Below are 20744 nucleotides of genomic sequence, written 5' to 3' on the forward strand. Positions count from 1 at the left end.
TGCGGGTTCCGGTGCGCGGGCTCAGAGGTAGATGGTGCCGCCGGGCCCGAGCGGGATCCCGAGCAGGTACCAGACCACCAGCAGCACGGTCCACACCAGCAGCAGCGCCACGGTGTACGGCAGCATCAGCGAGATCACCGACCCCACGCCGACCTTGCGCCGGTACCGCTCCGCGAAGATGACGATGAGCGCGAAGTACGGCATGAGCGGCGTGACGACGTTCACCGGGGAGTCGCCGACCCGGTAGGCGGCCAGGGCGACGTCCGGGGAGATGCCGAGCTGGATGAACAGCGGCACGAAGATCGGCGCGAAGATCGCCCACTTCGGCACGACGCCGCCGATGAAGATGTCGACGATCGCCGTCATGACGATCAGGCCGACGATGAGCCAGACCGTCGGCAGCCCCGCGCGCTCCAGCACGTCCGCCATCTGCACCGCGGCGATGGTCCCCAGCTGGGAGTACGTGAAGTACGCGATGAACTGGCTGATGACGAGCAGCAGGAAGAACAGCCCCGCGAGGCCCGAGATCGTCTTCGTCATCGGGTTGATGACGTCCATGCTGGTGCGGATGGTCCCGGCGCCCCTGCCGTAGCAGTACCCCATCACGAAGAAGTACAGCAGGATCAGGAAGATGATCGACCCCATCAGCGGGGAGTCCTCGATCAGGCTGCCCGTCTCGGGGTTCCGCAGCGGCCCCCAGGACGGCACGGTGAGCAGCAGCACCAGCGCGGTGACGCCGACGAACCCCCAGAACGCGAAGCGCAGCCCGCGCAGCTGCTCCGGCCCGAGCTCGTGCGACGGCGGGGCCGCGGCGTCGCCGTCGGCCGGCTCCGGCGCCTCGTCCTCCCGGTAGGTGCCGAGCCGCGGCTCGACGACCTTCTCCGTCAGCAGCGTCGCCACCAGCGTGATGACGAGCGTCGAGACGATCCCGAAGTACAGGTTCCCGGTGATGGAGACGTGCCGCGCGGGGTCCGCGATCGACTCGTTGGTGATCTCCGCGAGCATCCCGTCGACCGGCGTGACGAGCATGTTGACGCCGAACCCGCCGCCGACGCCCGCGAACGCCGCCGCCAGGCCTGCCAGCGGGTGCCGTCCGAGCGAGTGGAACACCGCCGCCGCGAGCGGGATCAGCACCAGGTACCCGGCGTCGGTGGCGATCGACGACAGCACGCCGAGCAGCACGATGCTGGCGGTCACGAGGCGCCGCGGCGTCACCCTGACCAGGCGCGTGATGAACGCCCCGATCAGCCCGACCTCCTCGGCCAGCCCGACGCCGAGCATCGCGACCATGATGACGCCGACCACGCCGAACCCGTTGAAGTTGGCGACCGGCGACGTGAAGATGAACCGGATCCCGTCGGCCGACAGCAGGCTCTGCGCCTCGACCGTGACCTCCTCGACCTCCGGCTCGGCCGACTGGTACGGCTCGTCGCCGACCAGCGCCTCGCCGCTCGGCTCGACCTGCTCGGAGACGGCGGCCTGCTCGAACGTCACGGACGTCCCCGCCAGGGCGAACGCGTGCGACGCGACGATCAGCAGCCCGATGAGCACCAGGAAGATGATCACCGGGTGCGGGACCCGGTTGCCGGCCCGCTCGACGGCGTCCAGCACCCGCTGCAGACCGGACGGCCGGCCCTCCTGCACCACCTCGGACATGGCGATCCCCTCTCTGGAACCAGCGGCTGGGGTGGGTGGCCGACGCCGGCGCCCGACGGGGCTGCGGCGTCGTGGACGGGTGGGCCGGTCAGCCCTCCGCGGTGGCCCAGGCCGGGTCCTGCGACCCGGCGGGCAGCGTCACGTCGCCCCAGGTGCCGACCGTGACCGTGAGGTCGGCGTCCGGGTCGACGCCGTCCGGCAGCGCGACGACGGAGGTCGCCGGGACGTAGTCGGCGGTGCACGGGTCGTCGGTCGGCTCCGGGAACGTCACCTCGACCGCGGCGTCACCGGCCGCCGTCGCCTCGGGGTCCGCCACCACGGGGCACGTGCTGGACCCGAAGGTCACGACGTACAGCAGGCCGGCGTCCGCGGTCCGGGCCGCCCCGGCCGCGGCGTCCGCCGGCGGGCTGCCCAGCCCGGCGGGGACCCCGAGGGCGGAGGACCCCGCGACCAGGTCGACGTCCGCGGTGCCGTCGTCCGCCGGCGGCTCCGTCGTGCCCGAGCCCGAGCCCGCGTCCCCGGAGGCGCACCCCGCGAGCAGGAGCACCGCCGCGGTGGCCGGCGCGGCGAGGGCGAGCGCCGCCCGCCGCCACCGGTCCGTCCGGGTCACGACGATCACGCCGTCCCCAGCGCGCGGGCCTTGAGCTGCTCGAACTGCTCGGCGGTGATCACCCCGTCGCGCAGCAGCCCCTGGGCCGTGGCGATCTCCTGGGCGGGTGCCGTCCCGGCGACCTCGCGGATGTAGGTGTCGGTGCGCTCGCGCTGCTCACGGATGCCGGCGACGCTGCGCTCGGCCATCCCCTTGCCCCGCGCGATCAGGTACACCAGCGCGGCGATCAGCGGGAAGAAGACGAGGAACAGCACCCAGACCGCCTTGGCCACGCCGGACAGGCTGTGGTCGCGGAACAGGTCGCCGATGATCTGGAACATCACCAGCAGGTAGGCGACGAAGAAGAAGATCTCGAGGACGAGGACGAACGACTCCCAGAGGGACATGAGGTGCTCCGATCTCCGACGCTTCCTGCCGGATCAACACGCAGTTGTCATGCCGCGGCACCATTGCCGCATTTCTCGGTCCCGCGCCTCCGGTGGAGGTGAGGCCGACAGTACATCTGTCGAGGTCGGGCGCCTAGAGGCATCTGCCACCGCTCCGGTCACCCCTCGCGGCGGGCCCGTCGCGAAGGGTGCGTCGCAGCGACGCTCCGCGTGGTTGCCGAAGGCACCGGAAATCGCAGCGCACCGCGGTACGTGACCTGTCAGAGAAATACCTACGCAACGCCACGCGCCGGCTCGCACGGCGTCATTCCGCGGATGTCACGGCAGCCTGTCGACGTCCGCGCCGCCACCGTTGGGTGGAACCGGCCCCGCACGTGAGTGGTGGCGGCTGGGGGTGGGGACGGGCCCCGCACGCGGCGGGTAATCCGCTCGCGAGGGCGCGCGGCGGCTCCGTAGGGTCGGTGGATGCCTCCCCTCGACCCCACCGCCGTCGGTCCCGTCCTGCACGAGAGCGCCCTGGCCTCCGGCCTGAGCGGCGTCGTCCGGGTGGACCGCGGCGACGAGACCCTGTTCGCCCACGCGTACGGGCTGGCCGACCGCGCCCACGGGGTCGCCGCGACCACGGACCACCGGTTCGGCGTCGCGAGCGTCGCGAAGGGGTTCACGGCGCTGGCGGTCGGGGCGCTGCTCGACGAGGGCCGGCTGCGGCTCGACGACCCGGTGCGGCCGCTGCTCGGCGACGACCTGCCGCTGGTGGACCACCGCGTGACGTGGGACCACCTGCTCAGCCACACGTCCGGCATCGGGGACTACCTCGACGAGTCGGACGACGGCGACATCACGGACCACGTGCTGCCCGTGCCGGTGCACCTGCTGGACGACGCCGAGGCGTTCCTCCCGGTGCTGGACGGCCGCGAGCAGGTCTCGGAGCCCGGCGCCGAGTTCGCGTACAACAACTCGGGGTTCGTGGTGCTCGCGCTGCTGCTCCAGCGGCTCACGGGCACCGAGTTCACGGAGCTCGTCCGGCAGCGGGTGCTCGAGCCCGCCGGCATGACGGCGACCGGCTACCCGCGCGGCGACGAGCTGCCCGGCGACGTCGCCCGCGGCTACCTGCACGAGACCGGCCTGCGCACCAACGTGCTGCACCTGCCGGTGCGCGGCAGCGGCGACGGCGGCCTGGTCACCACGGCCGGCGACCTCGCGCGGTTCTGGCGGGCGCTGTTCGCGCACCGGGTGATCTCCGCGGGGACGCTCGCGACGCTGGTCGAGCCGCTGCACGAGGCGGAGGAGGACCGGCGGTACGGCCGGGGCTTCTGGCTCGGCGGGGACTCGGACGACGTCGAGCTCGAGGGCTACGACGCGGGCGTGTCGGCGCTGACCCGGCACAGCCCGGGCACCGGCGTGACGGTCACGGTCGTCGCGAACACCTCGGACGGCGCGTGGCCCGTGCTGCGGGCGCTGCGCGACGCCGAGGACGCCTGACCGCTCAGCGCCCCGCGGGCCGCGGGGCGGGCCGGGACAGCCGGCGCGTGACCGCGTGGACGACCACGCCGACCGCGAGCAGCACCCCCGCGAGCGCCCAGTGCCGCGCCTCCTGCTGCGTGAGCAGCACCAGGCACGAGACGACCGCCAGGACGGGCACGGCCGTGGGCGACCGGAAGTGGTCGTGCTCCACCCGCTCGCGCCGCAGCACCAGCACCGCGACGTTCGTCGACAGGAACACGAACAGCAGGAGCAGCACGACGGTCGACGCGAGGTCCACCAGCTCGCCGGTCGCCGCGAGCACCACCGCGACGGCCGTCGTCACCGCGATGGCCACGCCCGGGGTGCGGCGCCCGGGGAGCACCCGGCCGAGCACCGGGGGCAGCAGCCCCTGCCGTGCCATCCCGTAGGCGAGGCGGCTGGCCATGATCATCGTGAGCAGCGCGCCGTTCGCGACGGCGACCAGCGCGACCACCGCGAACAGCCCGGGCGGCACCGCGCCGGCGGCCCGCACCACCTCGAGCAGCGGGCCCGAGGACTCCGCGAGCTCCGCCGGGGGCACCACCGCCGGAGCGACGAAGCCGAGCAGCAGGTACATGCCGCCCGCGGTGGCGAGGGCGCCGAAGAGGGCCCGCGGGTAGACGCGCGACACGTCGCGGACCTCCTCCGCGAGGTTCGCCGACGTCTCGAAGCCGACGAACGAGTAGAACGCGAGCAGCGCGCTGCCGAGCACCGCCAGCCACACCGACGAGCCGTCCGGCGCCGACACCGCCCCGTCGAGGTCCGCGTCGCCGCGCCCGATGACCCAGGCACCGAGGACCACGACGAGCACCAGCCCGGCGGACTCGACGACCGTCATGCCGACGTTGGCCCACAGGGACTCCTTGATACCCCACGCGTTGACCAGGGCCACGACCACGAGGAACACGATCGCCGCCGGCACCTGCGGGACGTCGAGGAACGCGGAGAGGTACTCGCCGGTGAACGCGAGCGCCAGGCCCGCGGCGCTGACCATGCCGGCCGCGAGCATGCAGAACCCGACCAGGAAGGCGACGAGCGGGCTGCGGTAGGCCCGCTCGGCGAACACCGCCGACCCGCCCGCCTGCGGGTACTTGGTGACGAGCTCGGCGTACGAGAACGCCGTGAGCAGCGCCATCGCGAGCGCGATGCCGAAGGACAGCCACACCAGCCCGCCGGCCTGGCCGGCCATCTCCCCGATCAGGGCGTAGATGCCGGCGCCGAGGACGTCGCCGAGGATGAACAGGTACAGCAGCGGCCCGGTCACGGCCCGGCGCAGGCCGGTGCCGGAGGTCCCGCTCGCCGTGGGCGCGGTGGAGGTCACCCGCCCGAGTCTCCGGTGCCCGCCGCCGGAGCGCGCGTCGAGCGGCGGCGGGCCCGTCGCCTCAGGCCGCGGGCGTGCCGCCGGACCCGCTGCCGCCGCGCCCGCCCAGGCCCTGGACGAGCTCGACCAGGTCCAGCCCCGTCTGGGCCTTGAGCAGCGTCGCGAGCTCCTGGACGCCGGTCGACACCTGCCCGGGCAGGCGGGACGCGCCGTCCTTGTCGATGACCGTGATGCCGTCGATCGACCCGAGCGCGTCGGCGTAGGGCTGCGCGACCTTCGGCAGGGCGTCGAGCACCATCTGGAGCCGCGCCGACTCGGGGAACGCCTGGTAGGCGTCCGACTCCGCCTTGATCGCGGCGGCGCGGGCCTCGCCGCGGGCCTGCTCGGCGGCGGCCTCGGCCTCGCCGCGGGCCTGGATGCCGTCCGCCTCGGCCTTCGCGAGCGCGAGCGCGCCCTCGGCGCGGCGCTGCTGCTCGACGAGCGCGGCCTCCGCGCGGGCGCGGGCGGCGGACGCCTCGGCCTCCGCCTGCGCGGTGGTGCGCTGCGCCTCGGCCTCGTACCGGCGGATCGCGGTGGTCTTCGCGGCCTCCGCCTCCTGCTCCGCGGCGTACTTGCGGGCGTCGGCCTCCTGCTTGGCCTCGTACGTGCGGGCCTCGGCGGGCTTGCGGACCTCCGTCTGGAGCTCCTGCTCACGCAGCGCGGCCCGGCGCTGGGCGACCTGCTCCTGCTGCTCGAGCACGCCCTGCTGCGCCTCGGCCTCCGCGCGCTCCTGGGCGGCCTCCGCGTCGGCGCGGGCCTTGGCGGTCTGCTGGGCGATCTCGGCGTTGCGCAGCGCGAGGGCCTTGTTGGACTCCGCGATCTGCACCGCCGCCTCGTTGGAGCGCTCGGTGCTCTCCTGGCGGGCCTGCGCCTCGGCGATCTCCGCGTCCCGGGCCACGGCGGCGGCGCGCGGGCGACCGAGGTTGCGGATGTAGTCGCCCGTGTCCTCGACGGTCTGGATCTCGAAGTTCTCCAGGACGAGGCCGCGCTCGGCGAGCATCGGCACGGCGATGTCCTTGACCTCCTTCGAGAACTCCTGCCGCTCGTAGAGGATCGACTCGACGGTGAGCGTGCCGGCGATGGTGCGGAGCACGCCGACGAGGACCTCGCTGGTCTGCTGCTCGATGACCTGCTCCTGGCTGCGGCCCGCGAACCGCTGCGCGGCCGCCCGCACCATGCGCTCCGTGCCGCCGACCTTCACCACGGCGATCGACCGCAGCGTGACGCCGACGCCGCTCTTGGTGGTGGCGTCCTCCGCGGTCACCGGGAAGCTCTGCGACGCCAGCGACAGGCGCGCGACCTGCTCGAAGATCGGCTTGACGAACGTGCCGCCGCCGATGACGACGCGCTGGCCCGACAGGTCCGTCGTCTCGTCGCCCGTCTCGGGGTTGATGACCGGCGTCCCGCTCTTGCGGCCCGTGATGATGAGCGCCTCGTCGGGGGTCGCGATCTTGAACCGCACCTTGGCGTAGATCGCCCCGACGATCGCGAGCACGACCAGCAGCACGACGGCACCGGCGACGACCAGGACGGTTCCTGCGATCTCCATGGGACTCCCTCGGGCGTGGCCGGGCGGGCGGGTGTGCTCCGACTCTAGAGGGCCACGGCCGGGCGCGGACGTCGTCCACAGGCCCCGTCCGGCGCAGCTCCCACGGGCGGCACCGCGCGGCACCGCGCCGTCAGACCGCGCGCACCGACGCCCGTGCGTGCAGCGGCAGCGGCAGCCGGTGCACGACGCCGTCCTCGCCGGCCGGGCCGCCCTGCACCTGCTCCAGCAGCAGCTCGACGGCGCGCCGGCCGAGGGCCTCGTGGGGGATCGCGAACGAGGTCAGCCCGGGTCGCAGCCACTCGGCCAGGGGGTAGTCGTCGAACGACACCACGGAGACGTCGTCCGGCACCTCGAGGCCCGCCTCGCGCAGCGCCTGGTACGCGCCGAACGCGATGCGGTCGTTGAAGCAGAGGAGCGCGCCGGGCCGCGGGTGCGCCGCGAGGAGCTCCCGCGTCGCGGTGTAGCCGTAGGGCGGCAGCCAGTCGTCGCACACGTGGCCGGAGGCCGGGGCGAGGCCGTGCGCGGCGAGCTCGGTGAGGATCCCGGCCAGGCGCTCGGTGCCCGCGACCGTGCCGGGGGCGACGTCCCCGGGGTGCGGGCCGCCGCCGACCAGGTGGATGTCCCGGTGCCCGGCCTCGACGAGCAGCCGCGCCGCCTGCCGGCCGGCCTGCTCCTCGTCGGGGATGACCGCCGGCATCGGCGTCGGGTCGGACGGGACGGTGTTGAGCAGCACCGTGGGGACCCGGCCGGTCTGGGGGGCGGGCCGGGTGCGGGTGAACATCGAGGCGAGCACGATGCCGTCCACCTGCCGGTCGAGCATGGCGTCGAGCAGCTGCTGCTCGGCCTCGTCGTCGCCCTCGGTCTCACCGATGAACAGCAGGAACCCGTGCTCGCGCGCCGCCTCGATGGCGCCGCGGATCATGTCACCCGCGAGCTGCGACGTCGCGACGGTGTCGGAGATGAAGCCGAGGGTGCGGGTGGTGCCCTTGCGCAGCCCGATGGACACGATGTTCGGGCGGTAGCCCAGCTCGCCGGCGGCGGCGCGGACGCGCTCCTGGACGGCGCGCGAGATGCGCAGCTCGTCGCCGCGCCCCGACAGCGCCAGCGACGCGGTCGTCGAGGACACGCCGGCGGCGCGCGCGACGTCCGCGAGCGTCACCCTGCGACCCACGTGCGTGTCCCTCCGTCGGCGCGATCCTAGCGGCGGCCCGCGGGCGCGGTGCCACGTCCGGGAGCCGGGCGCGGGCGGGGCGCGGGCCGCGAACCGTGACGAATCCGTGACCGGCGTCGGCTTGACGTGCGCGCCGTCCCGGGACGACAGTATGCGTGCTAAGTCGATTTAGCACCGGCCTCCGGGCCGCTCCTCGATGAAGGGAGACACCGGTGTCTCGAATGAGCACGAAGGGCCGGCGGGCCGCCGCAGCGACGTCGCTGTGCCTCGCGGGCCTGCTGGCCGTGACGGCGTGCAGCGCACCCGGCGGCGGCACCAGCGACACGGACGACTCGGCGACCGGCGGGTCGTCCACAGGCGACGCCACGGCGACCTGCGGCACCGACCCGGTGACGCTCAGCGCGTACATCGAGACGGGCTTCCCCATGCCCAAGGACCTGTTCGCCGAGTTCACCAAGCAGTACCCGAACGTGACGTTCGACGTCCGCGAGGACCAGTTCGCGGTCATCACGCAGAACGCCCCCCGGGTGCTGGCCGACGACCCGCCGGACCTCATGCGCCTGCCGCAGATGTCCGAGCTCGCGAAGGACGGCCTGCTGCTCGACCTCGACGGCTACGCCAGCTCGATGGGGTGGGACCAGTGGCCCGCCTCGCAGCTCGTCCAGCTGCGCGTCGACGACGACGGCGCCCGCGGCGAGGGCCCGCTGTACGGCATGGGCCTCGGGTTCTCCATGACCGGCGTGTTCTACAACAAGGACCTCGCGGCGCAGATCGGCGTCACGGAGCCCCCGGCCACGCTCGCCGAGCTCGACGACATGATGCAGAAGGCCAAGGACGCCGGCATCACGCCCGCCGCGCAGTTCAACGGCGGCGCCACCGGCGGCCTCGCGTTCCCGCTGCAGGCGCTCATGGCGTCCTACGGCGACACCACCGAGATCAACGACTGGATCTTCCAGCGGTCCGGCGCGACGATCGACACGCCGACCAACCTCGAGGCCGCCGAGCACCTGAAGTCGTGGATCGACGCCGGCTACTTCGCCGACGACATCAACTCCCTCGACTACTCGATGATGATGAGCCGGTTCATGGAGGGCGAGAGCCTCCTGATGTTCAACGGCGACTGGGAGTCGGGCAACCTCGACGCGCAGATGCCGGGCGAGGTCGGGTTCTTCCTCATGCCGCCGCTCGAGGAGGGCGGCGACCTGGGCGCCATGTCCGCGCCGCTGACCTTCGGGATCGGCGCGCAGGCGGAGCACCCGGACTGCGCGGCGTTCTTCTTCGACTGGGCGGCCACCAACGAGGAGGCCCGCACCATCCAGGTCGAGGTCGGCGGCTCGCACCCGCTGGGCCTGGCGGACGCGTTCATGCCGGACGTCGACGCGGACTCCGTGACCGCGCAGACGCTCGCGGCCGGCGCGACCATCGGCGAGAAGGACGGCGCGATGGACTTCATCGCCAACGCCACCGGCGCGATCTACGCCAAGGGCTGGACGCCGAACCTGCAGAAGCTCGTCGCGGGTCAGCAGGACCCGGCCGGGATGCTCGCCGACGTGCAGAAGCAGTACGAGAGCGAGATCGGCGGCTGATGATGCAGATGCGGACGACCGGTCGTCCCGGTCTCCGCGAGGCGGCCGAGCAGCCGCACGGCCTGGACGACAGACGCCGCGCCCTCCGGGCGCGGCGCCTGCGCCGGGGCTGGGTCGCGCTCGCCCTCGTGGTGCCGGCGGCCGTGGTGTACGTGGTGTTCGTGCTGCGGCCCCTGGCGCTGACCGTGCAGTACTCGTTCTACGACTGGAACGGCATCTCGGCCGCGACGTGGGTCGGGATCGACAACTACACGCGGCTGCTCGGGGACTCGGAGATGTTCGGGTCCATCCTCAACGCGCTGCAGCTCATCATCTACTTCAGCTTCGTCCCGGTGCTGCTGGGCCTGCTGACGGCGGCGATCATCCGGAAGTTCGCCACCAGCCGCCTGGCGCTGGTGTCCCGGACCGTGCTGTTCCTGCCGCAGGTCATCCCGCTGGTGGCAGCCGGCATCATGTGGACCTGGCTGATGTCGTCCGACGGGCTCGTCAACCAGGTGCTGCGGGCGGTCGGCCTCGACTCGCTCACCCGGGCGTGGCTCGGCGACTTCCAGACCGCGCTGCCCGCGGTCGGCGTCATCGGCGCCTGGGTCGCGCTCGGCCTGTGCATGCTGCTGCTGCTCGCCGGCATGACCAAGATCGACCCCGCCCTGTACGAGGCCGCGCGCCTCGACGGCGCCGGCGCGGTCCGCGAGTTCTTCGCGATCACGCTGCCGAGCCTGCGCCAGGAGCTGGGCGTGTGCATCACCGTGACGGTGATCGCCGCGCTCGCCAGCTTCGACATCGTCTACATCTCCACGCAGGGCGGGCCCGGCAACGCCACGCTCGTCCCCGGCCTGGAGATCTACTACCTGGCGTTCTTCAGCCGGGAGGTCGGCCAGGCGTCCGCGCTCGCGGTGGCGTTCATGGTGCTCGTCCTCGCCATCGTTCTGCCGATCCAGCGCCTGACCCGGGAAGGTGACCGGTGATCGTCTCCCGCCGCGAGGCGTGGCTGAGCCGCGTCCTGCTGATCCTGCTGATGGTCATCACCATCGCCCCGTTCGTCAGCCTGTTCCTCACGGCGCTGCACCCGTCGGGCTCCTACCCCGCCGGCCTGTCGCTGCCCGAGCAGCCGCAGTGGCACAACTTCGTCGACGCGTTCCAGGCGGCGAACATGCGCGCGCTGCTGTGGTCGAGCGTGCTCATCGAGATCGGCACGGTCCCGCTGTCACTGCTCATCGCGACGCTCGCCGGGTTCTCGCTCGGGCACCTGCGCCCGCCGGGGCACCGGTGGATCTTCCTGGCGTTCGTGCTCGGGCTGACCCTGCCGTTCCAGGGCGTGATCGTGCCGCTGTACTACCAGATGCGCGACCTCGGCCTGCTCAACACCCGGTGGGCGATCATCCTGCCGCTGCTCGGCCTGTACATGCCGTTCGCGGTGATGTGGATGCGCGCGCACTTCGTCAACATGCCGGAGGACCTGTCGGAGGCCGCCCGCATCGACGGCGCCGGCACGTGGCAGCTGTTCAGCCGCATCCACCTGCCGCTGTCCGCGCCCGCCCTGTCGTCGCTCGGGATCCTGCTGTTCCTGTGGACCTGGAACCAGTTCCTGCTGGCGGTCGTGCTCGTCGACGACCCGACCAAGCGCACGATGGCCGGCGCCCTCGGGGCGTTCCAGGGGCAGTGGGGCACGGACATCCCGCTGCTGTGCGCCGGGTCGCTGCTGATCCTCACGCCGACCCTGATCGTGTTCCTGGCGTTCCAGCGGCAGTTCGTCTCCGCGCTCATGCAGGGGGCGGTCAAGGGATGACGACCGTCTCCGAGCTGCGGCGGCCCCCGTTCGACCCCGAGATCGCCGCGGCGCTCACCGAGCACGCCTCCGACGTGGTCGTCGGGGTGCCGCAGGACGGGATCGCGTCGCTGCACGACCGTCACGTGGAGCCGGACCTCGGCCCGCTCGAGGCGCGGTACCGCATCGAGGAGCGGACGGTGCCCGCCCCCCGGCCCGGCGGGAGCGACGTGCCCGTGCTCGTGCTCCGGCCGCACGGCGCCACGGCCCCGACGCCCGTGATCGTGCACCTGCACGGCGGCGGACTCGTCACGGGGTCGGTCCGCGACAACGTGGCCGACGCCTGCGAGCTCGCCGACGAGGTCGGCGCGACCGTGGTGTCGGTGGACTACCGGCTGGCCCCGGCGCACCCGTACCCGGCGGCACTCGAGGACGCCTACGCCGCGCTGGAGTGGGTGGTGGCGCAGGCCGCCGAGCTCGGGGTCGACCCCGACCGGGTGCTGCTCGGCGGGATCAGCGCGGGCGGGGGGCTGGCCGCCGCCGTGGTCCTCGCCGCCCGGGAGCGTGGCGGCCCCGCCCTGGCCGGGCAGCTGCTCGTGTGCCCGATGCTCGACGACCGCGACGGCGACGGCTCCCCCGCGCAGATGCGCGGCCACGGCTCCTGGGACGCCGACGTGAACCGGGAGGCCTGGCGCGCCTACCTGGGCGACGCGCAGGGCGGGGACGACGTCCCGGCCACGGCGGCGCCCGCGCGGGCCACCGACCTGTCGGGCCTGCCGCCGACGTTCGTCGACGTCGGGTCGGCCGAGACGTTCCGGGACGAGTGCGTGGCGTACGCGGCGCGCATCTGGGCGGCCGGCGGCGACGCCGAGCTGCACGTCTGGCCCGGCGGCTGCCACGCGTTCGACGTGTTCGTGCCCGGCGCCGCGCTGTCGCAGGCGTCCCGCGCCGCGCGCCGCGCGTGGGTGCGACGGCTGCTCGGACCCCGCGCGCCCGAGGGGCAGGCGCCGCCCGCGGCGTTCCCCGCCCTGTGACAGCGGCGGCCCCGCGGCCGCCGACCCCGAACCCACCGGCACCGACCCGCCACCGACCTGCCGCCACCGACCCGCCCGCGACCCGGGCGGACCGACCGGAGAAGAGACCCGCCGTGACCGACCAGCCCGCCGCCACCCCGGCCGTGCCCGACGTCCCCCCCGCCCCCGCCGTGCGGACCGGGCCGCAGCTCATCGCCTACGCGGACCGGCTCGGCGGGGACGTGGCCCGGCTCGCCGGGCTGCTCGACGGCCCGCTGGCCGGCGCGTTCGACGGCGTGCACGTGCTGCCGTTCTTCACGCCGTTCGACGGGACCGACGCGGGGTTCGACCCGCGGGACCACACCGTGGTCGACCCGCGCCTCGGCACGTGGGACGACGTGCGGCGCCTCGCGGACGGCCGGACGGTGATGGCCGACGTCATCGTCAACCACGTCTCGGCGGAGTCCGCGCAGTTCCAGGACGTGCGCGAGCGGGGGGACGCCTCCCCCTGGGCGCCGATGTTCCTCACGCTCGGGTCGGTGTTCCCGGACGGCGCCACCGAGCAGGACCTCGCGCGCATCTACCGCCCGCGGCCCGGGCTGCCGTTCACGGCGATGACGCTCGGCGGCGAGCGGCGCCTGGTGTGGACGACGTTCACCCCGGACCAGGTCGACATCGACCTGCGGACGACGCAGGCGTGGGACTACCTCACGTCCGTGGTCGACGCCCTGACCGCCGGCGGGGTGACGGTGCTGCGCCTGGACGCCGTCGGGTACACGGGCAAGGAGGCGGGCACCGACTGCTTCATGACGCCCGCGACCGACGCGTACACGCGCCGCATCGTGGAGCACGCGCACGCCCGCGGCGCCCAGGTGCTGGTGGAGGTGCACGGCCACTACCTCCAGCAGGTCGAGATCGCGCAGACCGTCGACCTCGTCTACGACTTCGCGCTGCCGCCGCTGGTGCTGCACGCGCTGACCACCGGGGACCTCGCGCCGCTCGACCGCTGGCTCGGCATCCGGCCGGCGAACGCCGTGACGGTGCTCGACACGCACGACGGGATCGGCATCGTCGACGTCGGCCCCAGCGACCTGCGTCCCGGCGAGCCCGGGCTGCTGCCGCCCGCGGACATCGACGCCCTGGTCGAGCGCATCCACGACAACAGCGGCGGCACCAGCCGGCAGGCCACCGGCGCGGCCGCGTCCAACCTCGACCTCTACCAGGTCAACTGCACGTTCTACGACGCGCTGGGTCGCGACGACCGCCGCTACGTGCTGGCGCGCCTGGTCCAGCTGTTCGTGCCCGGCATCCCGCAGGTGTACTACGTGGGCCTGCTCGCCGGGGAGAACGACATGGACCTGCTCGCGGCGACCGGCGTCGGGCGGGACGTCAACCGGCACCGGTACACCGACGACGAGGTGGCTGCGGCGCTCGACCGGCCGGCGGTCCGCGCCCAGCTGACCGCGCTGCGCCTGCGCACCACGCACCCGGCGTTCGGCGGCACGTTCCACCCCGAGGTGACCGGCACCACCGCCCGGCTCCGGTGGACGTCCGGGGCCGAGACGGCGGAGCTCGAGCTCGACGCGGCCACGGGCGCGTTCGCCGTGCACGCCACCACGCACGGGGTCTCCCGCACCGTCCTGACGGACTCCGACGTGGCGTCGTCGCCGGCCTGACGGGCGCCCCCGCAGGCGGGAGCCCTCGCCGGGGCGACCCGCCCGCCGCGCCACTACGGTGGCGCGCGAGGAGGTCCCGCCATGGCCACGATGCGGCACCAGGAGCACCGACCGGTCGAGGAGAGACGCGAGCAGCTGCTCGAGGCCGCCTCGGCCGTCGCCCGCGACGGCGGGCTCGCCGCCGTCACCACGCGGACCGTCACCCAGCGGGCGGGTCTCGCCCACGGGGCCTTCCACTACTGCTTCGCCTCGCGGGGCGAGCTCGTGGAGGCTCTGCTCGAGCGTGAGGCGCTGGCGGTGCTGCACCCCGCCGGGGACGCCGCGTTCGAGCACCCCGACCCGCGCACCGCGTTCCGCGACGCCCTCGAGGGCCTCCTGCTGGCGGTGCGGTCCGACCCGGAGCGCCACCTGCTGCTCCACGAGCTCACGGTGACGGTCGCCCGGCACTCCCCGGACCGGGCGGCCCGGAGCCGCACGGAGGCGGACCGCACCGTGGGTGACCTCGTCGCCCGCTGGAGCCACCGGATGCGGCTGTCCTGGACGGTCCCCATCGACGCCCTGGCCGGCGCCTTCACCTCGGCCGGCTCGGGCCTGGGGATGCTGTGGCTCACCACCCGCGACGACGCGCTCGTGGGCGCCGCGGCGGACGCGGCGGCGCTGGCCCTCGCGGGGCTGTGCGTGCCCGCCCCTCCGGACGGCGCGACGGGCGGCACGACGGGCGGCGCGGTGGACGGGGCGGCCGCGTGAGCCGCCCCGCCCGCCGGCCTGGCCGGGGGCCCGCGGTCAGACCCGGAACACCGCGGCGTCGCCGCGCAGCGTCTCGGCCATCCGCGCGAGCTCGCCGACCGCCTGGTCGACCTGGTTGAGCGCCTGGTTCGCGGCGTCCGCCTGCTGCGCGACGCCGCTGATCGTCTGCGCGATCTCCCCCGACCCGGTCGCGGCCTCCGCCACCGAGCGCGAGATCTCCGCGGTGGTGGCGGTCTGCTCCTCGACGGCGCTCGCGATGGTCGTCTGGTAGTCGTTGATCGCCCCGACCGTCTCGGAGATCTCGTCGATCGCGGCGACCGCACCCGTGGTGTCGGTCTGGATGCGGTCGATGCGGCGGGCGATGTCCTCGGTGGCCCTCGCGGTCTCCTGCGCGAGCTCCTTGCCCTCGCCGGCGACCACCGCGAAGCCCTTGCCCGCCTCGCCCGCACGGGCCGACTCGATCGTCGCGTTCAGCGCGAGCAGGTTGGTCTGCTCCGCGATGCTGGTGATGACCTTGATGATGCTGCCGATCTCCTGGCTGGACTCGCCGAGCCGCCTCACCTGCTCGGTGGTGGACTGCGCGACCTGCGTCGCCGACGCCGCGACCTTCGCCGCCTCGGACGCGTTCTGGGCGATCTCGCGGATGCTCGCGCCCATCTGCTCCGCGCCGGCGGCGACCGTCTGCACGCTGCGCGACACCTGCTCGGCGGAGGCCGCGACCGAGCCGGCCTGGGTCGCCGTCTCCTGCGAGGACGCCGACACCTGCGTCGAGGACGCCGAGAGCTGCTCGGTCGCCGCGGCCACCGTCTGCGCGGCCTCGACCACCCGGGAGATCGTGCCGCGCAGCTGCGTCTGCGCGGTGGCGAGCGCCGAGGCCATCTGCCCGACCTCGTCGCCGGACACCACCCGCGGCGCGACGGTGAGGTCGCCGTCGGCGATCGCGACGAGCGAGGTCTGGACCGACCGCAGGCCGGTCAGCACCTGGCGCAGCACCAGGACCGCGACGACGCCGACGACGGCGAGGGCGCCGGCGAGCACGACCCACACGACCAGCACCGACTGCCGGACGAGCCGCTCGCCGTCCGCGGCGATGTCGTGGGCCCGCGTCCCGGCGGCGTCCGAGACCTGGTCGATGAGCTGGTCGGCGTCCTGCCCGGCCGCGCGCAGGGTTCCGTTCACCACGTCGACCGCGGCCGGGTCGCCGGCGCGGAGCAGGGGGACGTAGTCCTCGGAGGCCGTCTGCTCGTAGGCCGCGACGGCCTCCTGGATCTCGCCCGCGGCGCCGTCCGACCCCAGCTCCGCCACCAGCGTCCCGGTCAGGTCGGCGATCCGGTCGTCCCGCTCGCCGATCTCCCCGAGCTCCGCCTCCACGTCCTGCTCGTCGACCAGCGCGAGCCGGACGTACGCCAGCCGCTGCGCGGTGAACTCCCGCTGCAGGTCGGCGACCGCGACCAGCGGCACGACGCCGTCGGAGTCCATCTCGTCCTGGCTGGCCGCCATCGCGAGCAGCCGCGTCGTCGAGACCGCGGCGAGCACGACGGCCACGAGGGCCAGCAGGGCGAGGCTGCCGCCCAGCTTCACGGCGAGCGGCCAGCTCGCGGGCCCTCGGCGCCGCACCACGAGCGGGGGATCGACGGGCTGCACGGGCATGACTGCTCCTTCGGTGGCACGAGTTGGACACCCGGCCCATTCGGCACATCCCGACCGATCCGCAGGTTTTCGCGGTGTTCCGTGACCGCTGCACCCGATCGGCCCAGCGCCCCGACCACGCGCGGCCCACGCCGGACCACCCGTTCGTGGCGGCGCCGGGGCGCGGAGGGTCGACGGGTCCACCCCGGGGGTGGCACCGCGACGGCGCGCCGGACCGGCCGGCGCCGGTCACCTCAGAGGGCGTCGAGGGCCGCGTGCTCGTGGCGCAGCAGCGGCAGGACCACCCCGTGCTTGGTGTTCGGCTCGAGCTCCAGGTCGGGCACCGGCCGCCAGTCCCCCGACCGCAGGTCGGTGGTCGTCAGCGCGCGGTAGCCCTGCGGCAGCTCCGGGTACCGGTCCACCCACAGGTACCACCGGTGCTCGTGGTGCGCCCGGAACACGAGCGGCCCCTCGACGTGGGAGCCGAGGTCGGCGCCGATGTTCCGGGCCACCGTCACGAAGTCGTCCGCGAAGAACGACGGGCCGACCTGGTGGAACACGCCCCAGGACCCGGGCGCGTCGTCGTCCTGCTTGGCGAACCGGTGCACGGCGTCGCCGGTGACGTGCACCGTCATGTCGATCACACCGACGGGCAGCTCCAGGTACGTCCGCGGCTCGGTGAACGTCCGGAAGTCGCGGGTGCGGGCCACCATGATCCGGGCGGGCCCCGTGTCCCGGCCCGCGTCGCCGTCGGGTCCGCCGTCGTCCAGCCCGGACGACCAGTGCACCAGGTAGTCGCCCGACACGGGGTCGTACACGGCCTCCGGCGCCCACGCCATGCCCGCACCGGGCGGCGCGACGGTGACGTACCGCGGCGCGGACCAGGTGACCAGGTCCGGCGAGTCCCACACGACGAGGTCCCGGCTGCCGCGGTGCCGGTACGCCCACCAGTCCGGGCCCTCCGGCCGCCAGACGCGCAGGTCCGTCGCGAGCAGGTGGAAGCCGTCCGGCCCGCGCACCAGGTGGGGGTCGCGGACGCCGCCGGTCCCGCCGGTGGACTCGAGCACCGCCTCACCGCCGCGGAGCCGCCGCCAGCGCAGCGGGTCGTCGCCGACCGACAGGGAGAAGTAGATCTTCTCGGCGTGGCCCACCTGGTCCTCCACGAAGTGGACCAGCAGGTAGCCGTACGGCTCGGTCATGCGGGGCGCTCCTGTGCGTGCGGTCGCCCGCGCGGCGTCGCGGGGGTCCCCGCCGTTCTACACCACCGCCGGCGCCCGCCCGTCACGCCAGCCGGTCGAGCGCCACGTTGACCTGCAGCACGTCCACCGCCGCCTGCCCGAGGAACCCGAGGTCCGGCCCGGTGGTGGCGTCCGCGATGACGCGGCGCACCTCGTCGGGCGTCAGGCCGCGCTCCCGCGCCAGCCTCGGCACCTGCAGCTCGGCGTACTCCGGGCTGATGTGCGGGTCGAGGCCCGACGCGGACGCGGTGACGGCGTCCGGCGGCACCGCCGCGGGGTCGACGCCCTCGAACGCCGCCACCGCCTCGCGCCGCTCCTCGACGGCGGCGACGAGGTCCGGGTTCTCCGGGCCGAGGTTCGACCCCGCGGAGGCCGCCGCGTCGTACCCGGTCGCGGACGGCCGGGGCTGCAGGTACTGCGGCAGCGGCGCCCCGTCCGCGTCGGTGAACGCCTGGCCGATCAGCGCCGAGCCGACGACGTCGCCGTCCGGCCCGGTGACGAGCGAGCCGTCGGCACGCGCCGGCACGAGGCGCCCGAGGCCGGTGACGAGCAGCGGGTAGCCGACGCCGAGCAGCAGGGTGAGGACGAGCATCGCGCGCAGGGCGACGCGCACGTGCGGCCAGGTGGTGCGGGGGGAGCTCATGGGTCCTTCTCGGGGTTCGGGGGTCGGGGTCCGGCGCGCCGGTCAGAAGCCGGGCAGCAGGCTGACGACCAGGTCGATCAGCTTGATGCCGAGGAACGGGGCGACCACGCCGCCCAGCCCGTAGACGAGCAGGTTGCGGCCGAGCAGCGCGGACGCGGCGGCGGGCCGGTACCGCACCCCGCGCAGCGCCAGCGGGATCAGCGCGACGATGACGAGCGCGTTGAACACGATCGCCGAGAGGATGGCCGAGGCCGGCGAGCCCAGGTGCATGACGTTGAGCGCCGCGAGCCCCGGGAACGCGCCGGCGAACAGCGCCGGGATGATCGCGAAGTACTTCGCGACGTCGTTGGCGAGCGAGAACGTGGTGAGCGCGCCGCGCGTGATGAGCAGCTGCTTGCCGATCCGCACGATGTCGATGAGCTTGGTCGGGTCGGAGTCGAGGTCGACCATGTTGCCGGCCTCCTTGGCGGCCGACGTGCCGGTGTTCATCGCGACGCCGACGTCCGCCTGGGCGAGCGCGGGGGCGTCGTTGGTGCCGTCGCCGGTCATCGCGACCAGGTGCCCGCCCTCCTGCTCGCGCCGGATGAGCGCCAGCTTGTCCTCCGGCGTCGCCTCCGCGAGGAAGTCGTCCACGCCAGCCTCCGCGGCGATGGCCCGGGCGGTCAGCGGGTTGTCGCCCGTGATCATCACGGTGCGGATGCCCATGGCGCGCAGCTCGGCGAACCGGTCGGACAGGCCCTCCTTGACGACGTCCTTGAGGTGGACGACGCCGAGGACCCGACCCTCCCCGTCGCGGTCCTGCACCGCGACCACCAGCGGGGTGCCGCCGTCGGCGGAGATCCGCTCGACGACCTCCGTCAGCCCGGCCGGCGCCTCCGCCGCCGCGAGCCAGGCCAGCACCGCGCTGCCGGCGCCCTTGCGGACCACCGTGCCGTCGGGCAGGTCGACGCCGCTCATGCGGGTCTGCGCGGTGAACGGCACGACGTCCGTCCCGGGCGGCAGGTCGGCGACGTCGGCCGCCCCGCCGGCGACCCCGCCGGCGACCGCGAGGTCCACGATCGAGCGGCCCTCCGGGGTCGGGTCGACGGCGGACGCCTGCGCCGCGCGCCGCACCAGCTCCGCCTCCGGGACGCCGGCGAGCGGCAGGAACGCCACCGCCCGGCGGTTGCCGTACGTGATGGTGCCGGTCTTGTCGAGCAGCAGCGTGGTGACGTCGCCGGCGGCCTCGACCGCGCGGCCGGACATCGCCAGGACGTTGCGCTGCACCAGCCGGTCCATGCCCGCGATGCCGATGGCGGACAGCAGCGCGCCGATGGTCGTCGGGATGAGGCACACCAGCAGCGCCACGAGCACCGGCACGCTCACGGCCGCACCGGCGTACGACGCGACCGGCCCGAGGGTCAGCGCGACCACCACGAACACCACGGACAGCGACGCCAGCAGGATGTTCAGCGCGATCTCGTTCGGAGTCCGCTGCCGCGCGGCCCCCTCGACGAGCGCGATCATCCGGTCGACGAACGTCTCCCCCGGCGTCGAGGTGATCCGCACGACGATCCGGTCGGACAGCACGCGCGTCCCGCCGGTCACCGCGCTGCGGTCGCCGCCGGACTCCCGGACCACCGGCGCGGACTCGCCGGTGATCGCGGACTCGTCCACCGAGGCGATGCCCCACACCACGTCGCCGTCGCCCGGCACCAGCTCGCCGGCGGTCACGACGACCACGTCCCCGAGCGCGAGGTCGGGCGAGGCGACCGTCCGGGTGCGGGCGCGCTCCGCCGCGGGGTCGGCCGCCGCGTCGTAGCCGACCACCACGGTGGCCGTCGTGCTCGACCGGGTCTGCCGCAGGCTGTCCGCCTGCGCCTTGCCACGGCCCTCCGCCACGGCCTCGGCGAGGTTCGCGAACAGCACCGTCGCCCACAGCCAGGCGGCGATCGCCGCCGTGAACGTCACGGGCGTGGGCGTGCCGCCCGACTCCCCGGGGCCGCCGGTGAACGGCTCCGCGACGGCGAGGAGCGTCGTCAGGACGGCGCCGACCTCCACCACGAACATCACGGGGTTGTGCCACATCACGCGCGGGTCGAGCTTGCGCAGCGCGCCGGGCAGGGCCTCGCGGAGCTGCGCCGCGCTCAGCCCGCGCCGGGGACGTGCGGCCGGCGCCGCCGGGCCGCCGGGGGCCTGCTGCGCGGGGTCCTGCTGCAGGAGCGTCGTCATG

At 74.3% G+C, this 20744-nt stretch carries 17 protein-coding genes; 7 read left to right on the forward strand and 10 right to left on the reverse strand.

Annotation, left to right across the window (positions count from 1 at the left end; translation table 11 throughout):
- Positions 1–21: 21 nt before the first annotated feature.
- From AAHH18_RS00190 to AAHH18_RS00200, 3 genes are all read right to left on the reverse strand, one after another.
- The gene (locus AAHH18_RS00190; protein ID WP_283319217.1) at positions 22–1656 is read right to left on the reverse strand and encodes an AbgT family transporter; all 1635 of its coding nucleotides are present in this window, start codon (positions 1654–1656) and stop codon (positions 22–24) included.
- Between the two features lie 88 nt (positions 1657–1744).
- Entirely contained in the window at positions 1745–2275 is a 531-nt protein-coding gene (locus tag AAHH18_RS00195; RefSeq protein WP_343300129.1) for a hypothetical protein, read from the reverse strand.
- Positions 2272–2652, reverse strand: a complete 381-nt coding sequence (locus tag AAHH18_RS00200) for a PLDc N-terminal domain-containing protein (RefSeq protein ID WP_283319215.1) — start codon at positions 2650–2652, stop codon at positions 2272–2274. Before AAHH18_RS00200 ends, AAHH18_RS00195 begins: the two co-directional genes overlap by 4 nt.
- Before the next feature lie 465 nt (positions 2653–3117).
- Between AAHH18_RS00200 and AAHH18_RS00205 the strand changes: the two genes are divergently transcribed.
- Positions 3118–4134, forward strand: a complete 1017-nt coding sequence (locus AAHH18_RS00205; protein ID WP_343300130.1) for a serine hydrolase domain-containing protein — start codon at positions 3118–3120, stop codon at positions 4132–4134.
- Between the two features lie 4 nt (positions 4135–4138).
- Here AAHH18_RS00205 and AAHH18_RS00210 read toward each other — a convergent pair whose 3' ends face one another.
- The 3 genes from AAHH18_RS00210 to AAHH18_RS00220 form a co-directional block, all read right to left on the reverse strand.
- Positions 4139–5476 (reverse strand): APC family permease, encoded by a 1338-nt coding sequence (locus AAHH18_RS00210; protein WP_283319213.1) that lies wholly within the window; start codon positions 5474–5476, stop codon positions 4139–4141.
- A 61-nt stretch (positions 5477–5537) separates the two neighbouring features.
- Positions 5538–7064 carry an SPFH domain-containing protein gene (locus tag AAHH18_RS00215; RefSeq protein ID WP_283319212.1) on the reverse strand — a complete coding sequence of 509 codons (1527 nt, stop codon included), beginning with the start codon at positions 7062–7064 and terminating at the stop codon, positions 5538–5540.
- Between the two features lie 130 nt (positions 7065–7194).
- A complete protein-coding gene (locus tag AAHH18_RS00220; protein WP_343300131.1) occupies positions 7195–8235 on the reverse strand; it encodes a LacI family DNA-binding transcriptional regulator in 1041 nt (346 codons plus the stop codon).
- Between the two features lie 221 nt (positions 8236–8456).
- Here AAHH18_RS00220 and AAHH18_RS00225 point away from each other — a divergent pair, with 221 nt between their 5' ends.
- From AAHH18_RS00225 to AAHH18_RS00250, 6 genes are all read left to right on the forward strand, one after another.
- Positions 8457–9821, forward strand: a complete 1365-nt coding sequence (locus AAHH18_RS00225) for an ABC transporter substrate-binding protein (RefSeq protein WP_343300217.1) — start codon at positions 8457–8459, stop codon at positions 9819–9821.
- Positions 9821–10786, forward strand: coding sequence for a carbohydrate ABC transporter permease (locus AAHH18_RS00230; protein ID WP_343300132.1), 966 nt, complete (start codon positions 9821–9823; stop codon positions 10784–10786). Before AAHH18_RS00225 ends, AAHH18_RS00230 begins: the two co-directional genes overlap by 1 nt.
- Complete coding sequence (locus tag AAHH18_RS00235; protein ID WP_283319208.1) at positions 10783–11607, forward strand: carbohydrate ABC transporter permease; 825 nt, start codon at positions 10783–10785, stop codon at positions 11605–11607. The genes AAHH18_RS00230 and AAHH18_RS00235 overlap by 4 nt, the downstream gene beginning before the upstream one ends.
- Positions 11604–12620 (forward strand): alpha/beta hydrolase, encoded by a 1017-nt coding sequence (locus AAHH18_RS00240; RefSeq protein WP_343300133.1) that lies wholly within the window; start codon positions 11604–11606, stop codon positions 12618–12620. Before AAHH18_RS00235 ends, AAHH18_RS00240 begins: the two co-directional genes overlap by 4 nt.
- Positions 12621–12733: 113 nt before the next feature.
- On the forward strand, positions 12734–14275 hold the full coding sequence (gene gtfA, locus AAHH18_RS00245; protein ID WP_343300134.1) for a sucrose phosphorylase: 1542 nt from the start codon (positions 12734–12736) through the stop codon (positions 14273–14275).
- Positions 14276–14356: 81 nt separating this feature from the next.
- The gene (locus AAHH18_RS00250) at positions 14357–15022 is read left to right on the forward strand and encodes a TetR/AcrR family transcriptional regulator (RefSeq protein WP_343300135.1); all 666 of its coding nucleotides are present in this window, start codon (positions 14357–14359) and stop codon (positions 15020–15022) included.
- A 36-nt stretch (positions 15023–15058) separates the two neighbouring features.
- Here the strand turns inward: AAHH18_RS00250 and AAHH18_RS00255 are convergent, their stop codons facing one another.
- The 4 genes from AAHH18_RS00255 to kdpB all read right to left on the reverse strand — a co-directional run bounded on the left by AAHH18_RS00255 (position 15059) and on the right by kdpB (position 20743).
- On the reverse strand, positions 15059–16672 hold the full coding sequence (locus AAHH18_RS00255; protein WP_343300136.1) for a methyl-accepting chemotaxis protein: 1614 nt from the start codon (positions 16670–16672) through the stop codon (positions 15059–15061).
- A gap of 233 nt (positions 16673–16905) precedes the next feature.
- A complete protein-coding gene (locus AAHH18_RS00260; RefSeq protein WP_343300137.1) occupies positions 16906–17850 on the reverse strand; it encodes a glycoside hydrolase family 43 protein in 945 nt (314 codons plus the stop codon).
- Between the two features lie 82 nt (positions 17851–17932).
- On the reverse strand, positions 17933–18532 hold the full coding sequence (gene kdpC, locus AAHH18_RS00265; protein WP_343300138.1) for a potassium-transporting ATPase subunit KdpC: 600 nt from the start codon (positions 18530–18532) through the stop codon (positions 17933–17935).
- 42 nt (positions 18533–18574) lie between these two features.
- Positions 18575–20743, reverse strand: coding sequence for a potassium-transporting ATPase subunit KdpB (gene kdpB, locus AAHH18_RS00270; RefSeq protein ID WP_343300139.1), 2169 nt, complete (start codon positions 20741–20743; stop codon positions 18575–18577).
- Between the last annotated feature and the right edge of the window lies 1 nt (position 20744).

Origin of the sequence: Cellulomonas olei (assembly GCF_039548315.1) — a bacterium.
GTDB lineage: Bacteria > Actinomycetota > Actinomycetes > Actinomycetales > Cellulomonadaceae > Cellulomonas.

Bases quoted from the DNA above. Each gene is read 5' to 3' on its own strand.
- AAHH18_RS00190 (WP_283319217.1), bottom strand. From the start codon at position 1,656: ATGTCCGAGGTGGTGCAGGAGGGCCGGCCGTCCGGTCTGCAGCGGGTG.
- AAHH18_RS00200 (WP_283319215.1), bottom strand. From the start codon at position 2,652: ATGTCCCTCTGGGAGTCGTTCGTCCTCGTCCTCGAGATCTTCTTCTTC.
- AAHH18_RS00205 (WP_343300130.1), top strand. From the start codon at position 3,118: ATGCCTCCCCTCGACCCCACCGCCGTCGGTCCCGTCCTGCACGAGAGC.
- AAHH18_RS00215 (WP_283319212.1), bottom strand. From the start codon at position 7,064: ATGGAGATCGCAGGAACCGTCCTGGTCGTCGCCGGTGCCGTCGTGCTG.
- AAHH18_RS00225 (WP_343300217.1), top strand. From the start codon at position 8,457: ATGAGCACGAAGGGCCGGCGGGCCGCCGCAGCGACGTCGCTGTGCCTC.
- AAHH18_RS00230 (WP_343300132.1), top strand. From the start codon at position 9,821: ATGATGCAGATGCGGACGACCGGTCGTCCCGGTCTCCGCGAGGCGGCC.
- AAHH18_RS00240 (WP_343300133.1), top strand. From the start codon at position 11,604: ATGACGACCGTCTCCGAGCTGCGGCGGCCCCCGTTCGACCCCGAGATC.
- AAHH18_RS00250 (WP_343300135.1), top strand. From the start codon at position 14,357: ATGGCCACGATGCGGCACCAGGAGCACCGACCGGTCGAGGAGAGACGC.
- AAHH18_RS00255 (WP_343300136.1), bottom strand. From the start codon at position 16,672: ATGCCCGTGCAGCCCGTCGATCCCCCGCTCGTGGTGCGGCGCCGAGGG.
- AAHH18_RS00260 (WP_343300137.1), bottom strand. From the start codon at position 17,850: ATGACCGAGCCGTACGGCTACCTGCTGGTCCACTTCGTGGAGGACCAG.
- kdpC (WP_343300138.1), bottom strand. From the start codon at position 18,532: ATGAGCTCCCCCCGCACCACCTGGCCGCACGTGCGCGTCGCCCTGCGC.
- kdpB (WP_343300139.1), bottom strand. From the start codon at position 20,743: ATGACGACGCTCCTGCAGCAGGACCCCGCGCAGCAGGCCCCCGGCGGC.